This window comes from Flavobacterium aquiphilum (genome assembly GCF_027111335.1).
GTDB classification, from domain to species: domain Bacteria; phylum Bacteroidota; class Bacteroidia; order Flavobacteriales; family Flavobacteriaceae; genus Flavobacterium; species Flavobacterium aquiphilum.
The window spans coordinates 1,195,222-1,213,925 of sequence record NZ_CP114288.1 but is presented as its reverse complement, the minus strand read 5'-3'; the positions used below and the strand labels follow the sequence as shown (position 1 = coordinate 1,213,925).

Annotated in this window: 16 protein-coding genes and 1 tRNA gene; 9 read left to right on the top strand and 8 right to left on the bottom strand. The window is 35.3% G+C overall.

The window, feature by feature from the left end; genetic code table 11:
• Positions 1 to 348: 348 nt before the first annotated feature.
• Complete coding sequence (locus OZP12_RS04890) at positions 349 to 810, top strand: hypothetical protein (RefSeq protein WP_281227935.1); 462 nt, start codon at positions 349 to 351, stop codon at positions 808 to 810.
• A 265-nt stretch (positions 811 to 1,075) separates the two neighbouring features.
• Here the strand turns inward: OZP12_RS04890 and OZP12_RS04885 are convergent, their stop codons facing one another.
• Together OZP12_RS04885 and OZP12_RS04880 are read right to left on the bottom strand one after the other, a co-directional pair.
• A complete protein-coding gene (locus OZP12_RS04885; protein ID WP_281227934.1) occupies positions 1,076 to 1,471 on the bottom strand; it encodes an ExbD/TolR family protein in 396 nt (131 codons plus the stop codon).
• Between the two features lie 3 nt (positions 1,472 to 1,474).
• A complete protein-coding gene (locus OZP12_RS04880) occupies positions 1,475 to 2,173 on the bottom strand; it encodes a MotA/TolQ/ExbB proton channel family protein (protein WP_281227933.1) in 699 nt (232 codons plus the stop codon).
• Positions 2,174 to 2,301: 128 nt separating this feature from the next.
• Between OZP12_RS04880 and OZP12_RS04875 the strand changes: the two genes are divergently transcribed.
• Both OZP12_RS04875 and OZP12_RS04870 read left to right on the top strand, forming a co-directional pair.
• Positions 2,302 to 3,537: a bifunctional folylpolyglutamate synthase/dihydrofolate synthase gene (locus OZP12_RS04875; RefSeq protein WP_281227932.1), complete on the top strand. Its 1,236-nt coding sequence runs from the start codon at positions 2,302 to 2,304 to the stop codon at positions 3,535 to 3,537.
• 115 nt (positions 3,538 to 3,652) lie between these two features.
• A complete protein-coding gene (locus tag OZP12_RS04870) occupies positions 3,653 to 4,468 on the top strand; it encodes a hypothetical protein (RefSeq protein ID WP_281227931.1) in 816 nt (271 codons plus the stop codon).
• Between the two features lie 279 nt (positions 4,469 to 4,747).
• Here the strand turns inward: OZP12_RS04870 and OZP12_RS04865 are convergent, their stop codons facing one another.
• Both OZP12_RS04865 and OZP12_RS04860 read right to left on the bottom strand, forming a co-directional pair.
• The gene (locus tag OZP12_RS04865) at positions 4,748 to 7,516 is read right to left on the bottom strand and encodes an AsmA family protein (protein ID WP_281227930.1); all 2,769 of its coding nucleotides are present in this window, start codon (positions 7,514 to 7,516) and stop codon (positions 4,748 to 4,750) included.
• 220 nt (positions 7,517 to 7,736) lie between these two features.
• Positions 7,737 to 8,318: a MiaE family protein gene (locus tag OZP12_RS04860; protein WP_281227929.1), complete on the bottom strand. Its 582-nt coding sequence runs from the start codon at positions 8,316 to 8,318 to the stop codon at positions 7,737 to 7,739.
• Between the two features lie 108 nt (positions 8,319 to 8,426).
• On the opposite strand from OZP12_RS04860, the gene OZP12_RS04855 reads away from it, so the two are divergent.
• Positions 8,427 to 9,677, top strand: coding sequence for a glycosyltransferase (locus tag OZP12_RS04855; RefSeq protein ID WP_281227928.1), 1,251 nt, complete (start codon positions 8,427 to 8,429; stop codon positions 9,675 to 9,677).
• A gap of 213 nt (positions 9,678 to 9,890) precedes the next feature.
• Positions 9,891 to 9,968, top strand: a tRNA-Val gene (locus tag OZP12_RS04850).
• Here OZP12_RS04850 and OZP12_RS04845 read toward each other — a convergent pair.
• From OZP12_RS04845 to OZP12_RS04830, 4 genes are all read right to left on the bottom strand, one after another.
• Positions 9,925 to 11,481: a recombinase family protein gene (locus tag OZP12_RS04845; RefSeq protein ID WP_281229023.1), complete on the bottom strand. Its 1,557-nt coding sequence runs from the start codon at positions 11,479 to 11,481 to the stop codon at positions 9,925 to 9,927. The genes OZP12_RS04850 and OZP12_RS04845 overlap by 44 nt on opposite strands.
• Positions 11,372 to 11,647: a hypothetical protein gene (locus OZP12_RS04840; RefSeq protein WP_281227927.1), complete on the bottom strand. Its 276-nt coding sequence runs from the start codon at positions 11,645 to 11,647 to the stop codon at positions 11,372 to 11,374. The genes OZP12_RS04845 and OZP12_RS04840 overlap by 110 nt, the downstream gene beginning before the upstream one ends.
• A 137-nt stretch (positions 11,648 to 11,784) precedes the next feature.
• Positions 11,785 to 12,138: a hypothetical protein gene (locus OZP12_RS04835; RefSeq protein ID WP_281227926.1), complete on the bottom strand. Its 354-nt coding sequence runs from the start codon at positions 12,136 to 12,138 to the stop codon at positions 11,785 to 11,787.
• Positions 12,139 to 12,142: 4 nt separating this feature from the next.
• Positions 12,143 to 13,777, bottom strand: a complete 1,635-nt coding sequence (locus OZP12_RS04830) for a hypothetical protein (protein WP_281227925.1) — start codon at positions 13,775 to 13,777, stop codon at positions 12,143 to 12,145.
• Between the two features lie 172 nt (positions 13,778 to 13,949).
• Here OZP12_RS04830 and OZP12_RS04825 point away from each other — a divergent pair, with 172 nt between their 5' ends.
• The 4 genes from OZP12_RS04825 to hsdR all read left to right on the top strand — a co-directional run bounded on the left by OZP12_RS04825 (position 13,950) and on the right by hsdR (position 18,702).
• Entirely contained in the window at positions 13,950 to 14,345 is a 396-nt protein-coding gene (locus tag OZP12_RS04825) for a helix-turn-helix domain-containing protein (protein ID WP_281227924.1), read from the top strand.
• Between the two features lie 102 nt (positions 14,346 to 14,447).
• Positions 14,448 to 14,708: a hypothetical protein gene (locus tag OZP12_RS04820; protein WP_281227923.1), complete on the top strand. Its 261-nt coding sequence runs from the start codon at positions 14,448 to 14,450 to the stop codon at positions 14,706 to 14,708.
• 660 nt (positions 14,709 to 15,368) lie between these two features.
• A complete protein-coding gene (locus OZP12_RS04815; RefSeq protein WP_281227922.1) occupies positions 15,369 to 15,761 on the top strand; it encodes a plasmid mobilization protein in 393 nt (130 codons plus the stop codon).
• A gap of 493 nt (positions 15,762 to 16,254) precedes the next feature.
• The gene (gene hsdR / locus OZP12_RS04810; RefSeq protein ID WP_281227921.1) at positions 16,255 to 18,702 is read left to right on the top strand and encodes an EcoAI/FtnUII family type I restriction enzme subunit R; all 2,448 of its coding nucleotides are present in this window, start codon (positions 16,255 to 16,257) and stop codon (positions 18,700 to 18,702) included.
• Positions 18,703 to 18,704 lie beyond the last annotated feature (2 nt).

The window sequence follows — 18,704 nt, the reverse complement described above, 5'->3', positions numbered from 1 at the left end:
GCAATCACGCTACGTATTTACGTCCCAATTATTTACCCACTGATTTTTGTATCTAAAATTCCTCTCACCTACCGAGTTTAGTTTTTTAAAGAAAAACGTATTTATTTTCCAATAACGGCTAAATTATTTAGAGCAAATATTCGTACATTTAGTCAAATTTGTATAGATATACGGACGGTTGTTTTGTAAATAAACGAGTTAGCGGACAGTTGTAAAAAAATCTTCAGAAAATCCTCGTTGAAAATTAATTGTTTTTTTTCAGAAAATAACTTTTGAAAGCTACATAATCGAAAAATAGAATTAATAAAAATTGTAAATAAATAACCAATGGGCATTCACTAAAATATTATGAGAAAATCTTTAAAATACATCTTGACGTTTTTCTTTTTACTAAATATTGCTTGTCAAATAAAAAATGAACCTCTTGAAATAACAAATATTGTAAAAGATTTTAAAAATGATAATTCAATAAAACAAATTTCAGGAATTCAAACTGACCAAAATTTATTTTATATTGAATATTTTGTTTATGTTGGCAAAAAAAGCAGAGTTTTGAAAGGTGTAAATAAAATTAAACTTTTAGAAAATAATTTTTCCGAAGATTCTCTTTGTCATAAAGTTAAGAAAAAAGAATTTTTAACTAATTTGAAAAATGATGAAAGAAACCCTGAAACTCAATCATTTTGGAATTTTGAAAATTTAAAAGATTATGAAGTATATTCCTGTATTAAAAATTCTATGCGCCATTATATAGTTTTTGACAATAAATCCGACACAATTTACCATAGAATAGAAGAAGTTAGAAATTAAAAATTGGAATAGACAAACATTATAAATAAACAACCGAACCACTCCATCTGGTGCATTCTATGATAAAAAACAATAATACCTAACAGGTTAAAAAAAAACCTGTTAGGATAGACAAATATCTCACTTTGCAGCATCCCGCATGAGGGATAGAACAAGGCGCCAAAGCGCTCGTGATAGCCCGACCCCGTTAAGAAAAAGGCCCGACTCATCGCATAGAAGAGTAGGGCCTTTTTCTTAACGGGGGCACGCCCCAATTATTTTAAAATCACTTCGGACTTGTAGCAATGACAAATTTCAGGTTGTTCTTCACTCCAATTTGCAATACATCGACCAAATCCTGAACCTGAAGATTGTAGGGAATTCGGACAACAACTGTCTGGTCTTTTTGGGTGTCTATTTTGGACATCAAAACGGTTTCAAGTTCTTCGAAAGCAACAGGTTGTTTGTCTATGTAGAATTTTTTATCCTCGGTTACCGATAAACTGATGAATTGCTTGTTGGTTTTTTCATGGGATTTTGCCTTTGGCAGTGTCATTTTTATCACGTTTGGGTTCGCCAAAGTGGAGATAATCAGGAAAAACAGCAACAAAAAAAACATGATGTCACTCAAGGACGAAGTGGCGACTTCGGCATGAAATCTTCTTTTTCTTTTGATGGACATGGTTTATGCTTTTTGAATAATATTTACGAATTCCAAGATTTGTTTTTGCACTTTCAGGGCATAATTATCGATTTTTCCGTTCAATAAGTGATAAGCGCTGTAAGCGATGATTCCCACGATTAATCCTGAACCACTACTAATCATTTTTTCATACAAACCTCCCGAAATATTTCCGATACTGATATTTTCGGTTACAGAGATACTGTAGAAAATCTTGATTACCCCGGAAATTGTTCCGATGAATCCAAGTGTTGGCGCAATACCTGCGATAAGTCCCAATTGTCCAAGATGCTGTTCCATTTCGGCAATTTCGATATCGGCGGCGCGGTCCATATTCGACTCTATTTCAGCTATAGGACGACCAATCAATGTGATTCCTTCTTTGATTACATTTCCTGATGCGGTATTGGTTCTCTCGGTAATGGAACGAGCTAATTCGAAATTCCCTGAAGTCAAGTGGTCTTTGACATCACGCATCAAAAGAGGATCTACTTTTGCCTTTTTACTGATATACAAATAACGTTCTATAATCAGATAAAAAGTGTAAAATAACAGTATCGCAATGGGTATTAAAAAAAATCCTCCTTTTAGAATAAATCCTAAAACCGAGATTTCGTTGTTAGTAGTTGCCACTTTCTCGACAACAACATTGGATGCAGCATTGGCAAGGGTATCAGCCTGTAATTGTATAAAACTAAACATATTTTATTCCGGGTTTATAATCATTAATTGCAAAAAATATTTCAATTTTGTCATTCCTTTTTCGCACTGTAATATTAAACTAAAAAAAGCGAAAAATATTTCAATTTATAACTATTTTATCAAAAATAATGAACTATCAGGAAACCACAAACTGGATGTTTAACCAACTTCCAATGTATCAACATCAAGGAGCTTCGGCTTATAAGAAAGACTTGACTAATGTTATTTTGCTTGCGGAACACCTTGATAATCCTCATAAAAAAATAAAATGCATACACGTTGCCGGTACCAACGGAAAAGGTTCTACCTCACACATGCTGGCTTCTGTCCTTCAGGAAGCGGGATACAAAACTGGTTTATACACTTCTCCGCATTTGAAAGATTTTAGAGAACGTATCAAAATTAACGGTGAAGAAATCTCCGAAGAATTTGTTATTGAATTCGTCGAAAAGCATAAATCTTTTTTTGAAGCCAATGACATGAGTTTCTTTGAAATGACGGTTGGCTTGGCTTTTGATTATTTTGCCAATGAAAAAGTGGATATTGCCATTATCGAAGTGGGATTGGGCGGAAGACTCGATGCCACAAATATTATCACGCCGCTAGTTTCGGTAATCACGAACATCGGCATTGACCATGTTCAGTTTTTGGGCAACACATTAGAGTCTATCGCAACTGAAAAAGCTGGAATTATTAAGCCTGAGATACCTGTTGTCATTGGCGAATACACCCTGGAAACGCAGCCTGTATTTTTGGCGAAAGCCAAAGAAAACAATTCCGAAATCTACTTTGCTTCCGATTTAATTTCTGAAACCCAACCGTCTGATTTGATTGGCGATTATCAAGAACACAACAAAAAGACAGTTTTACAGACTTTTAAAATCCTAAACGAACAATCCGATTTTAACGTTAATAACGAAAACATAAAATCCGGATTACTTCATGTGGTTAAAAACACTGGACTGCTGGGAAGATGGCAGCAATTGGGTTCTGAACCAAAAATAGTTTGCGACACGGCACACAACAAACACGGACTTGAAATTGTTTTAAAACAAATCCAAAAGGAAACTTTTGACAAACTGCATATCGTACTGGGAGTTGTCAACGATAAAGAACTGGACGACGTTTTGCCTCTATTTCCAAAAAATGCAACTTATTACTTTTGCAAACCAAATATCCCAAGAGGTTTGGATGCCACTTTATTACAGGAAAAAGCATTGCAATTTTCATTAAATGGAAACACATATAGTTCCATTTCAGAAGCTTACGCTACAGCTCAGAATAATTCTACAAAAAATGATTTTATCTATGTGGGCGGAAGCACCTTTGTTGTGGCCGAATTGCCGTTAAATAAAGAGCTTTAAAAGAATTCTTGTTTTTCTCTTAAAAAATAAATCAGTATTTCGTAACTACTTGATTACTAATTAACTAAATTTACAGGTGTTTTTTGTTAATTAATCACTTAATTTTTAGATTATTATGAAAAAGAGAACTTTATTTTCGTTGGGAATGTTAATTTTAACATTCTGTCCAAGCATCAACAGTTATGCGCAAGATTCCCCAAAACAAGATCCCCCCAAACCTGTATTCATTACAATGACAACCCTACACAGAAATTTAGACACGGATCCTAAAGATTGGAAGGCGACGGAAAAAGAGTACTTTGACAAAGTGACGAGCAAAAACGACTTAATAATCGGCTCCGAAATCCTCACCCATTATTACACCGGAAACAGCACCGAAATCATTATGGTGAACGTTTACAAAAACTGGGAAGACATTGAAAAAGCCGAGGCTATATCAGACGATCTTGCCAAAAAAGCCTGGCCCGATGAAAAAGCAAGAACCGCTTTTTTTGACAAACAAAGAAGCTACTATTCTCCCTACCACTCAGATGAAATTTACTCTTCGATTGAAACGATTGGGCATAAAGATTTCAAAGCCTCCTCAAAAGAACCCATGATCGTTTATATTCGAAAATCACAAATGTCCATGAATCCAAAAGGAAAAGGCATGAAAGAATACAATGAAAAAACTACCCTAAATAACCCTTTCATCAAAGCCTATTACCCTTTCCGCCATGCTTGGGGATCAGACAGCAGGGATTTTATGGAAGCCTATTTCTATGATTCATTTGCCGACATAGAAAAATCCAACCAAAAGCAGGATGAATTAACCAAAACAGCATGGCCCAAAGAAGAAGACAGCAAAGCTTTTTTTGACAATCTGAAACTTGCATTTACGGGGGTTCACGGAGATTACATCTACCACAACTTACCGGAAGCCTCTAAATAAACCACTATGGACTAAAAGTTTATAGTTTTGGTTTGACAGACTAAAAGGCTGCAATGTCGGATTCCGAAAAATTAATGAAATTGCCACAGATTCACAGATTAAAATGATTTTAAAATCTGTGAATCTGTGGCAAATGAATACTTTTTAGAAGCTAAAAGCGAATGCACTAAAATGCATCGTTTTTAAACTTTATTTGAGACCAATAAAACTAAAACATCGGCACAAATTGCCTAAATGATACTGCAATTTGTGCCGACGTTTTTTTGTCCTTTACTTAGCTTACTCCTCCTTATCTTGGGTTTCCTCTATATCCTGACCTTTACTGCCCATTTTCACTTTTGGTTTGTCGGTTGTCCCTGTAACCGTCAACGGAATCCCGAAAATTCCAAGCGGTGGCAATCCCAAACGCATTTTGATATTTAATTTACCGTCTAAGCTCGAAGTTCCTTCGATTCTCGGTCTGAAACCGGCAAACTTAAACTTAAAGCGTTCAATGGTAATGATATTATTTTTTACGGTTGTCTTGATATCCACTTTTGATAATTCAGGGTTTTTAATTTCCTGATGATCCGTTGTTTTACTCACTGCATTAAACATCTTCATCCCCTTTACTTTCACATCTTTTATAGAAAGCGTCCCTCCTCCGATTAACGAAGGATAAACAGGCATCATTTGTTGGTCGAGCCTTCCCTTTATTTTGTAATCCAACGAAACAATTCCTTTGGCGTTTTCGGCGGCACTGGCCATTTCCCTGAACATTTTCACTTCTTTATACGCTCGATTTATGTCAAAATCAGCGGCTTTTATTTGGTATTCAAAGACCGCTTTTTTGGGAGTCATCCCTTGGTAAGCGGCATTCATATTCACCTTACAACCAATTAAATTGAAACCAGTATTCTGCATCACAATTTTACCGTTTTTCATTTTCACGGCACCTTTTCCATCCTGCAAAACAAGTCCCTGATAATTGATTTTGTGTGCCGTGGCATAAAACTGCAAATCCAAATTTGACGGAACCAAAATCACCCCTGTCTCCTGAACTGCAGGCTGTGACTTGCTTTCTGAAGCAACAGTAGGCGCGGGAGTCGTAGCAACAGGAGTTGTCGATGTGCTTGACATAAACTCGTCAACGTTAATGTATTTTGAATTTAACGTAAACGATCCTCTCAAAACTCCATTTTTGGACGAAACAAAATTAAACACATTCTGCAAGTAACCGTTCAACTTAAAATCCGACTCACCATAGGAAGCCAAAAACGTGTTGAAAGACATCTTATCCTGATTGAATCTAAAAATCCCTTCTTTAATCAACAATGATTTTGGCAAATATTCGGTAGCCACGTTTATGTTTCGAAGTTCAAGAGTTCCTTTGTTGTGTAGCTTGGCATAATTTCCTTTTTCGGCATCACTTTGGGTTCCTTTCAGTTCCAAATCGGCTTTAACAAAACCGTCCACATCCAATCCTTTTTGGGAAAACACCTTGTAAATTTTACTGATATTCAAAGTCCCTTTGGCCTTAATATCATAATTCAAATCGTCAAAATTTTTCAAATTGGCTTTTACCCAGAAAGGTTCACCTTCAAAACTGAAACCGGCCGGTTCCAACACTACCGAAATGCCGTCGTAAGTCCCTTTCGTGTTGTTCACTTTGGACACAATATTGATATCGGTTATCGGATTTGGATAATATTGCGTTTTTACAAAACCGTTTTTTAAATTCAGCGTGCCACCTGCATTCGGGAAAAGCCTTTGTTTTTGATCGAATTTCCCTTTAGCTTTCAAATCACTCACCAACATTCCTTTTAGTTCAACATTCGGAATCCCGAGCGCTTGGTTTAATTTCTCTAAATCAATATTGGAATTCAAAACCAAATCAATGTCCGGAGCAGACAAACCGCTCATTCTCAATTTCGTTTTAAGGAAATTTTTATCAATATTCAAAGAAACGTTTCTAGCGTCCAGCTGCAAAAGCTCCGGATTCAACGAAGGGACTTTGGTCGAAATATCCACATTCAGATTCGAAACCGGAAAGGCACTTTTTTTATAATTCACAAATCCGTCTTTGACTTTAAAATCCAAATTTAAATCCGGACCAAGATTTTGCGAAGCGATATATTTTCCTTTCAACGTCAACAATAAATCTACATTTCCTTTCAATTCGGTATCTTTCAACCAAGTAATGTATTTTGGCGGAAAAGCCGTAAAAAGGTCGTTCAGCTTACTTTTATCCGATTTCACTTTGAAATCCATATTATAACCATCTTTCAAGAAGTCAAATTTTCCGGTAAAATCCACCAAAAGTTTATTGATGAAAAGGTCATTTTGCTCAAAAACAAAAGAAAGCGAATTGGTATTTATCTTGGTAATTAATTCTCCGTCCACCTTTTTGTTCATCAGGTAAGGCTCTTTTTCATAAATCACATTCAGCTTTTCGATTTTTAATTTAGAATGCAATGCAAATATGGCTTCACTAAGATCTCCGTTCCCTAAATAATTAAAACCAAAAGCATCCACGTGAAATTTTGCCGATTGGTCGTCATAAACAAGTTTGCTGTTCTTTACTTCGATTTCCTCCAATTTCAATCCCGTATCCGATTCCTCTTCTTTCGGGGCTTTTTCTTTCTTGGCAATATACACGTTATAATTCGCCTCCCCTTTTTCATTTACTTTTACATTAATCAACGAATTGGACAGGAAAATTTGGTCAATTTTGATCGTTTTCCCAAACACAAGACTGCTCAGATTAATCCCGAATGCAACCTCATCGGCAGTAATAAATTTTTCATTTTGGAAAGGAGCCGAACCATTGAGGCTGAGTTCGGTCAAAGAAAGCGTCAACGATGGAAAATGGCTAAAAAAAGAAACATTCGCCTCGTTATAATTCAGTTCCCCGTTCAAGTTTTGGTTCGCCGTTTTCTTAACCTGTTCCCGTATTTTGTCCGCAAAGACCAAAGGCGTGATAAACATCAGCGCCAGCAAGACCGCAAACGTACCTCCGGAGTATTTTAGTATCTTAAAAAAAACTGATTTATAATTGGTCGCCGCCATATATATTTATTTGAATTGATGAATTAAAAATTTAAAATGTAGGTTTCAATTATTCTTTGGAGCAGAAAAAATTAGCATTTTTGAATTCATCGTCCCGTTTTACGTTGCAATCTCTTGTACTTCCCGATAGCTATCGGGACCAGTACAAGAGGATTTTCACTTCAACCGGGGCTAAAGGGAGACATTTTGCCTTTTTGTCATCATCCCAAAAAGTAAAATTTTATCCGTGTACCGTCTCGTTTTTGCCATAATCCACAATAATCGAGGTTTCAAACTCAATCCATTCCTTCCAGCGCTTGTCAACATCAAAATTGTCCACATATTTTCGGGCAAAACCAAGGAAAGTAGTATAATGTCCCGCTTCCGAAATCATCAAATCTCTATAAAATTTAGCCAACTCAGGATCTTTTATATTCTCCGACAACACTTTAAAACGCTCACAGCTCCTCGCCTCAATCATCGCCGAAAACAGCAAACGATCCACCAACGCATCTTTGCGGCTGCCGTCTTTTTTCATGAATTTATAAAGCTCGTTCACATAATGGTCTTTGCGCTCACGCCCTAATGTTAACCCCCTACTTTTTATTAAATTATGCACCAATTGCAAGTGTTCCAATTCTTCTCTTGCAATAACCAGCAATTCTGTCACCAGCTCCTCCAACTCCGAATTGTACGCAATCAAACTGATGGCATTGGAAGCCGCTTTCTGTTCGCACCAAGCATGATCGGTCAATATTTCCTCGATATTGCTTTCCACTATATTTACCCAACGTGGGTCGGTAGCTAATTTCAATCCAAGCATAACATATGATTTTAAGGCGCAAAATTAGTCTTTTCTAGCCGATTTTCCTTTAAAAATGATGCTTTAACCGTACAAAATGTATTATTTTGCATCGTTATCATTATTTTTATGAATAAAACTCAAACGCTATTAATCATAGGTTTCGTATGGCCTGAACCCAATTCATCGGCGGCAGGCGGCCGAATGTTGCAGTTGATTGAACAATTTCAACAGCAAGGCTTCAGTATAACATTTGCCAGCCCGGCTATGGACAGTGATTTTATGGTAGATTTGGCTTCACTGAATGTCGAAAAAAAATCGATTGCCTTAAATTGCTCCAGTTTTGACCTTTTTGTCAAAGAATTGAATCCTGCAGTGGTTTTATTCGACCGATTTATGATTGAAGAGCAATTCGGTTGGCGTGTAGCCGAAAATTGTCCCGATGCCCTTCGCATATTGGACACCGAAGATTTACACTGCCTGCGCTCCGCAAGACAAAAAGCATTCAAAGCGCATCGGAATTTCACAGTAACCGACACTTTACAGGAGGAAGTGGCAAAAAGAGAAATCGCCAGCATTTTAAGATGCGACTTATCTCTAATCATTTCCGAATTTGAGATGGAACTCCTAAAAACGACTTTCAAAATAGACGAAAAACTGTTGTATTATTTACCTTTTTTATTAGAACCTATTTCAGAAAACACTTTTGAAAAGCTTCCAACATTTGAGAAAAGGAGCGACTTTGTATTCATAGGCAACTTTCTCCACGAACCCAATTGGAATGCCGTTCAGTATCTAAAAGAAACCATTTGGCCTTTGCTGAAAAAGCAATTGCCCGAAGCCAATCTTGATGTTTACGGTGCGTATCCTTCACAAAAAGTACTGCAATTGCACAAACCGAAAGAAGGTTTTAATATCAAAGGCCGTGCAACCGATGCCAATGAGGTAGTCCGAAACGCGAGAATTGTTTTGGCTCCCCTACGTTTTGGCGCAGGCATCAAAGGAAAACTCATCGAGGCCATGCAATGCGGAACACCCAGCATCACAACCTCTATTGGCGCCGAATCCATGCAAGGAAATCTACCTTGGAACGGCTCCATAACTGATGACGCAAACAAATTTGCGGAAGCAGCTGCTCAATTGTACCAAGACAAAAAACTGTGGACAACTGCTCAACACAATGGAATCGCCATTATCAATCAACGCTATTCGAAGGGATTATTTGAAAATGATTTTGCTCAAAAAGTCCAGTTTTTGCTAGTCAATTTACCGCAACATCGTTTGGATAATTTCTTTGGAACTTTGCTACAACACCATACTTTAAGCAGCACAAAATACATGTCTCGTTGGATTGAAGCAAAAAACAGCAAAAAAGAGTAACTTAAATTCTGCTGTTTTTCTCAAAATCTTCTTTAAAAACAATTTGAAGAAGATTTTCTATTATTTTTTTCGCTTTTTAAAACACTAACTATTAAGCATCTGACATTTTTTTAAAAATAAAAAGCAAAAAAAGTTTCAAAATGTTTTGCATAAGCGAAAAACCTGTCTATATTTGCACTCGCAATCACGAAATGATAGCAACCTAGTAAAATAGGGCGATTAGCTCAGCTGGTTCAGAGCACCTCGTTTACACCGAGGGGGTCGGGGGTTCGAACCCCTCATCGCCCACCATAAGGGACAAATCAAAACATTTTTGATTTGTCCCTTTTTCTTTTGAATCTAATTCCTTGTTAATCAAGTACATTAACTGTACTGCTTCATTGATTCTTGTGGTTCGAAATCCAATTCCATCAAATATTAGATTTTCAGGATATATTGAACCAATTAAGTCCCTGCATGCGACGAACTCAGAATTTTCATAGATAGAATGGATTCTGAATAGATTCTCAATACCTTGATTTAGTAGTTTTTCAATATCGTCATCATCGGTATTCAATCCTGAATATCTCGCTTGTAGCCTTGCTAACTTATCTCCATAATCAGATTTTATATCTCTATAATCAGCTGAATCAATTTGATTGGTCATTAGCAAGTCACGAGCCTTAGCCAACCTATTTTCATAATCCTTTATTTGATTCAATAATTGAGCCTTTTCATTTTGTCTCTCTTTGGTTTGTTCTTTATAGGCTTCTAGAATAATGATACTATACACTTTTTTATATTCTTTCCTTGGTGCATATTGGAGAAGTTCCTGTATGAACAAATGATTTACTTCGTCTGCATTAGATCGATGAGTACAACCTTTGTAACAATGATAATAGGCGTAATATTTTTTTCTTCCTTTAGATTTACTGCCTGAAAGTACTTTTCCGCATACTGGACATTTTAAAAATCCCCGAAGCGGGAGTTCCTGAATTGTTTCTACTTTGGGACGAATTACTTTTTTCCGCCCATCGACAATATCCTGAACTTTATAAAACAGTTCTTCGCTAATTATAGCTTCATGTTGTCCATTTACAAGATAGCTTTCTTCATCTTTATATTGTGGTACACGAATTTTTCCACAATACAGAGGATTCCTAACCGCCAACCAAAAGCTGTGCTTTCCAGTTTTAATCCCTCTCTTTCTTGCCATTTTATGAATATCTTCAGTACAAAAAATCCCTTTAGCAATTTCATTGAAAGCCCATCTCATTACTGAAGCTTCTGGTTCTTTGATGGAAATATATTTACTGCCGTCATCTTTAGTTCGGTTGACATATCCAATTGGTGCCTGACTTACATAACGTCCTTCTTTTTTAGCCCTTCTCATACCATGGAAAACATTTAACGCTCTTCTGTCATTTTCAACTTCGGGAACCGCAAGATAAAAAGCCAACATCATTTTGTTTTCTGGAACGGACAGATCCAAAGGCTGTTCGATGGCTTGGGGTTCAACCCCAAGTTTTCTCAAAGTATTAATCATTTGGTACGCATCTCCTGCATTCCTGCTGAATCTGTCCCATTTGGTAAACAAGACCAAATCTGTTTTATTTTTGAATCTTTTGAGATTTACCAATAACAATTTCCATTTGGGTCTAACAAATGTTTTGGCAGAATGATCTTCATATATAATATCTCTTATTCCAATATTATTAATCTGACAGTACTTTTTCAGTACTTCTTCTTGATTTCTTTGTGAATAGCCTTTGTCGGCTTGTTCGTCTGTACTCACTCTTACATAAAGGTCTGCTACTTGTTTCATTTTGTTGATTTAAAAAATTTGATACGGTTATTGCTGCCAGTTTTCTCATAAACTCCAAGATTATCCTTGCTTGGTCAAGTGTCAGGTCTAAATTTTCTTCTTTGAACATTTTTAAAGCTTGTTCTGCTGTCAAACTCCCTCTTTCATTCCCTTCGTCATTTCTCATCTTTCAAGTCCTCTCCATTAAAAAAAGACCATCACTGGTCTTTTTTGTTCAACAATCATTTTCCTAATAAAGATAAGACAGTGTTTTTTTAAAATGCTAATCAAAATATGGTGAGGATATGGGCTAAAAAGGGTATTTCACTCTGTAGAATCTGACTCTTTTTTCTGTTTTAAGTAAAGACTATGTATTTCGTCTAACAATTCCATTTCTCCAAGTGGAAAAAGTTGAAGAGCTATCTCCAACAATCCCATTACATTTATCTCAGGGCTAGGAACTGCTGTAGAAATGCATTCCGAATCAAATTCTAATGCAGATATGCTCGCTTTTAATAAATCAGTTATCATTAAAGAAAGATCGGTATAGCCTGTAACTTTCAAGTCCACGGTAAATAAATTGTCCTTATTCTTATAAGGTTTTAATCTTCCGAAATATCTAATCTCACCCATTACACTCATTAAATCGATAGCTTCTTTTTTCTCTTCTGCTTCCATGGTTTCAAACTTTAGGTTCTAATTTTTCAATACGTTCTAATTCTGTTTTTACAATGTTATTGGCAAATTGCGCAAAGTCATTGCATCGCTCTTCCAATAAATCCATATCCTTATCCGAAAAACTGTCGGTTGAGCAATAGCGAAGTGTAGGGTATGATCTGCTTAGCACCTGAAACAAATTTCTGTCTTGCTCGGTCAAACGAGAGAAAAAAATACTGGCTTTTGGATTGATATAGTCGCAAATTTCCAGCAGGTACGATAGTGCAAAATGATTGGGAAAATACCCCATAAACAACCGAATCATTCCCAAGCATATCTGCTCAATAATGTAATGAAGCATAACTCCCTTTAGTGGAGAATAACAAGCCCATTCGTAATCATCTTGCCACCCCCTCATATTATTTACGATAATATTTCTGTATTGTAGATAATCCTTTGACTCCTTATAATCACGATTTAAAGTCTGGTTTAAACTGATAAGATCGGTTTGTTTGGCTCTAAATAAAACTTTTCCTTTTTTTTTGACGTTCAAAAAGAAATATAGTTGGTCTGGCTGTTTGGTTTTTAATTCCGTAAAAGGATGGATAAGTAAAGTTGCTGTGCATCTTCCGTCAGTTTTGCTCTTAATTATATCAGCAAGGTCATGCACAGCATTATCCTTTAGCTTTTGAGTAAAAATCAATAAATAGAAATGGTTTGGTTTTGTCTGCCCGTTGTTAAAACAATAGATTGCTTCTGTTTTGAGATATGATGTTATTGCATTGGTTATAACAGCTTCATCATTTACAACTATTTCTTCCAAATTTGCTTTTCCTTTCTTCGGTTCAATAAAACCTACTATTCTTTCCTGACAATAAGAAAGTTGCGTCTGGTATATTTTTTTTGTTGTCTTTAAAAGGTTGTGAAGCTTTTTATGTACTGCTTTAACGGTCTCTTTTTTTATTCTTGTTTTAGCTTTAAAAGGGAAATTACTATTGACTTTGTCGAGGAGCTCCATCATAAATTTATCCTCAGCATTATTGCCATTAAGGACTGTGTTCAAAATCGGCGCAAAATTCTTGACAAGATTAAGATGGTGTAATAGACTCGGGTTAACATGCGGTTTTCCCATTGTCAATTCGCCAACTATATGAAAGAGAAGGCTTATAGCTTGATGAATGGTATAGAGTGCCATTTGATGGTTGTTTGTTCCTTCATAATGTTGGGCACCTCTTTTAAGCGATTCTGCTTTAGCAATAAATTCAATATTTTTCTTTTCGGCCTTTGAAAGCAACTCATTAGTCTTTGGTAATCCATTCTGTATCTTAAAATTGAACTCCCCGTTTTTGAATAAAACAACCTTTGATAAATACCATTTCACATAATACAGATTTCCATTTTTAAGATAATCCTGTACATCCAAGATATTTACAATGCGATAGGTGATTTCTAAATGCCTTTTAAAAATTTTATCTGCCCAATCATACATTTCACATGCTATCTGATTACTGTTTTCTTCCAAGATTATCGTTAATATATAACCTGATTTACCTGCTACATTCGCTTCATGCAAAGTGACCGCAGTAATATCCATAAAGCTTCGGAGTTCTGAAATTGCAGCCTCCATTTCTTTCTGTTGCGGAAATTGTATTGCTTCCATAATTTTGATTTTTTGGTTGATAATTATGCGAAAAATTGTATTTTTGTTTAAATACATAGCAAGTAAGCAATAGATTGTACCGTACCGAACTAATGGGAATTGTATCTTACCAAAGCGGACTTGTATTTTACCAGAAGTGATTTTTGTAAAGAATTTTAAATACCTTTGACTTATGAACACAGCAACAAAACCAAAACATATTGGCAGAAATATTAGCCGAATCAGAGAGCTTAGAGGTATGAAACAGGAAGCACTTGCAACTGCTATTGGAGTGAGCCAGCAGTCTGTTTCGAATATCGAAGGAAGTGAGATAGTGGACGAAGAAAAACTAAAAGTAATTGCAGAAGTTTTAGGAGTCTCTACGGAAGCAATCAAAAATTATAGTGATGAAACAGTATTAAATGTTATCAATAATACGTTTACAAGTCATGATAGTTCTACAATTAATGCAATTAATATCCAACCTAATTTTAATCCACTTGACAAGGTGGTTGAATTATATGAACGATTAGTCCAAGCCGAGAAAGATAAAGTCGAATATTTGGAAAAATTACTAAAAGGGAAATAGCCTTTTAAAAGAATTATTGATTCCATAAAGAGACTTTCTAGTCTCTTTTTTGATTTAAAATATTATTTATTTTTGCGCTATAACATTGAAAAGATTAATGCCATGGATAAAATTATAAAACTTCGAGTAAAAAAGGAAATTGATAATCGAAATGAGCTTAAAGTATTAAAACTAAAAGGGACTTTAATTACCAAAGGTTTCACTGAAATTATTCACATCGCAGACGAAAACGAAGAGTTTTATTTGAACTCGTTTTTAACTTCTCCCGATCATAAAAAAGAGGCCGAAGATTTTGTTTTAGACTACATTTCAACTAATAATTTAACAGACGTAATCACTTTGCTAAACACTACAAAAAATTAATTCCCAACCATATTTATTCCTTACAGAGATCCGCAAAAATCTTCCCGAAAAGGGTCAGAATTTTGCGGATTTTAAATTTAAAATTGCTTGAAAAAGTACACTTCTTTGTTGTTTGTTTTTCATTTGTTTTTGAAGTGTACACTTTCATAGACTCTTCAAAATCGAGAGTAGTTTAAAACAATTCCAAAAAGAAAAAAGCAAGCAAATTTATTGTACAAAAGGCAAAGAAGTGCGCATAATGACAGTCCTCATTCTTCGTCCTGTCACCCTTCGGGACTTATAGCACTTCTTTGCCTTTTGTCCATTTTCGGACAGCTTTCTTTTTCTCTTTTTTGTTTTGAAAAATGTTTTTAACGAATCAAAAAATGTAAATTCCAGTTCAAATTGACCACCAATCTCTAGTTTAGAATAACCATTTAATTCAGATTAAACCGCTTAGTACAGTTAAGTATTCTAGTCAAAATCTAGCGATGATAGTTTACTTTGAAATATACTCATAAATTAGTTCTCTATTTAAAAAATCTCAAAGATTGCCTCGTTCCTGCAATCGGCAAGATGTCCGGTTGTATCACAACCGATATCTTGCTGCCCAATTCCTCGGAACTCGGTGGCAGAGATTACTTTTAGGAATGAATGTAAAAAAATGATAATGATGGTGATATGGAAAGTAACAATAAGAACCGCACAAAATGGCTTCATTTAAGATTGACCACTCAGGAATATAATATTCTGCAACAAAGATTTAACAAATCAATTTGCCGAAAACTAAGTGAGTTTGCACGGAAAAATCTTTTACAAAAACCAATTATTAACAAATACAGAAATCAATCTTTAGATGATTTGATGGAAGAAACAATTGTACTTACTTCTGAACTCAAAACAATTGGAAACAACGTCAACCAGATTGCAAAAAAAGTTAATTATACACAAGAAATTCCAGAATTAAAGCAGCAACTTTTCTTATTTGAAATTGAGAGAAAAAGACTTTTTTCTAAAATGGAAGAAATAAACAATCATACAAAAAAAATAGCTGAATATTGGTTGCAGTTATAAAAACAAGCCACACAACAGTAGAAAGGATCTGAATATATGCACATCAATTTAAAAACAAACAAAAGAAGAAGAAAAAACAAGGGCTGTCAAGTAATTTATAGAGCACTCTATCTGTTTGTTTTTGAATAATAACTTTTTTTCAAAAAGGCACCAATCGTCCACTGAATTAGTTTTTTATCCTTTTACATCCCGTCGCTTTTTGCTATGTTTGTAGATTGTAGGGTAATTTAACAACAGTGCTTTATTGTCAGAGCTAATTAATAGCAAAACAGTTTCCCAATTACTAATGCATCATATTCACAATCTAAATAAAAATTAAAATAATTTGAGCAAAAACATAGAATGAGTAACATTAGGTCGCAATTTTGAGGAAAAAATCTTCGCCGAATGCTATAATTAGCCAAATAGTTTTCAGAATATCCTTTTAATTAAAGCAAAAGAAATAAAGTTGTTGTAAAAAAATGCTAGTCATTAAAAACTAAAGTGAAATCAAATGAACAAAAAGGATTTATCAGAAAGAGACATCTGTACAAAATTTATAACCCCAGCCTTAGAAAAAGCGGGTTGGGATCTGCATAAGCAGATTTTGGAAGAAGTCTTCTTTACTGATGGCAAAATCTATGTAAGAGGAAAATTAACGGCAAGAGGCGAACGCAAACGAGCTGATTACATTCTGTATTATCAAGACAATCCTGTAGCTGTAATCGAAGCAAAAGATAACAAACATTCCATTCGTTCAGGAATTCAACAAGCATTAAGTTATGCTGTAATTTTAGATATTCCTTGTGTTTTCAGTAGTAATGGCGATGGCTTTTTATTTCACGATAGAACCGTAAATAACTTAAACATTGAAAGCGAACTCTCTTTAGATGAATTTCCCTCTCCAGAAAATTTATGGGACAAATACAAGCAATACAAAAATATCGCGACTGATAATGGAGAAAAAATAGCGTTACAAAAATATTTTTCAGACGGTTCCGGGAGAAAACCAAGATATTACCAGCAAATAGCCGTAAACCGAACAGTTGAAGCCATTGCAAATGGTCAAGACAGAATCATATTGGTAATGGCAACAGGCACAGGAAAAACTTATACTGCATTCCAAATTATTTATCGTTTGTGGAAATCAAGGATAAAAAAGAGAATTCTATTTTTGGCAGACCGAACAGCTCTTATTGATCAAACCCGTAAAGGCGATTTCAAGCATTTCAAAGACAAAATGACAATTATTAAAAAGAAAGTCATTACAAACGGAAATGGAAAAGACGAATTGGTCAGTAATAAAAAAAGAGGAATTGATACTTCGGATAAAGCGTATGAAGTCTTTCTGGGATTATACCAAGGATTGACGAATAATGAACCAGGAATTGAAGATGCCTACAAAGATTTTTCTCCTGACTTTTTTGATTTAATTGTTATTGATGAGTGTCACAGAGGTAGTGCAAACGAAGACAGTGCCTGGAGAGAAATATTGACCTATTTCAACAAAGCAACCCATATTGGTTTAACGGCAACACCCACAGAAACAAAAGAAACAAGCAACACAGAATACTTTGGAGAACCCGTTTATACCTATTCACTAAAACAAGGAATCGACGATGGATTTTTAGCTCCATACAAGGTAATTAGAGTCGCTTTAAATGTCGATGCGGAAGGATATCGTCCGCAACAGGGAAAAACGGATAAGGAGGGAAAAGAAATTGAAGACCGCATATACAACCGTAAAGACTTCGACAGAAAACTGGTTATTGATGAACGAACAGATATTGTTGCTCAAAAAGTAACCGAATACCTAAAAGGATTTGACCGTTATGCAAAAACCATTATTTTTTGTGTGGATATTGACCATGCTGAACGCATGCGAAATGCAATTGCCATACACAATGCCGATTTAGTTGCCGAAAATTATAAATATGTAATCCAAATTACGGGTGACAATGAAGAAGGCAAACGGGAACTTGACAATTTCATTAACCCGGAAGAAAAATATCCTGTTATGGCAACCACTTCAGAGTTGATGACCACGGGTGTCGATGCACAAACCTGTAAAGTACTTGTATTGGACGCCAACATTAATTCGATGACGAAGTTCAAGCAAATTGTAGGTCGCGGAACTCGTATTAATGAAGAATTTGATAAACTCTACTTTACTATTTTAGATTTTAGAAATGCCACGGATAATTTTGCCGATCCGGCTTTTGATGGTGATCCGTTACGAGTAAAACCAATCACTGAAGAAACTGATTTGACTACTATAATTGACGAAGAAGAGGAAGAAAACACTCCGATCATTGATGATGTAACTGGTGAAGAAATCATAATTGCAAAACCCAAAATTAGAAACCCTGTTAATGAACCTTCTACTGAATATGTAAAAAGACCAAAACAATATATCAATGGGGTAAATGTTTCGGTTTTGGTAAGCCGTGAATTGTTTTTTGATTCCAATGGAAAACCAATAACCATCAGCTTAAAAGATCACACCAAAGAAATTATCAAAGGAAAATATGCTTCATTAGAAGACTTTTTAGTGACTTGGAACCAAGCCGATAGAAAAGAAGCGATTATCAAGGAATTGCAGGAACAGGGTATTATGGTTGAAGCTTTATATGATGCCGTTGACAAACAGGTGGATTTGTTCGATTTGATTTGTCACGTAGCTTATGACCAACCTCCCTTGACCCGAAAAGAACGAGCAGACAACGTAAAAAAGCGAAATTATTTCACTAAATACGGTGACCAAGCCCGTAAAGTGTTGGAGACTTTATTAGATAAATATGCCGACGAAGGAGTAGAAAACATTGAAAGCATTGATGTTTTACGGGTGAAACCGTTTGATGATTTTGGCTCTCCGCTTGAAATTATTAAAGAGTTTGGTAACAAACAAAAGTATTTGGAAGCAGTAAAAGAATTAGAAATCGAATTATATAAAAAAGCATAAAA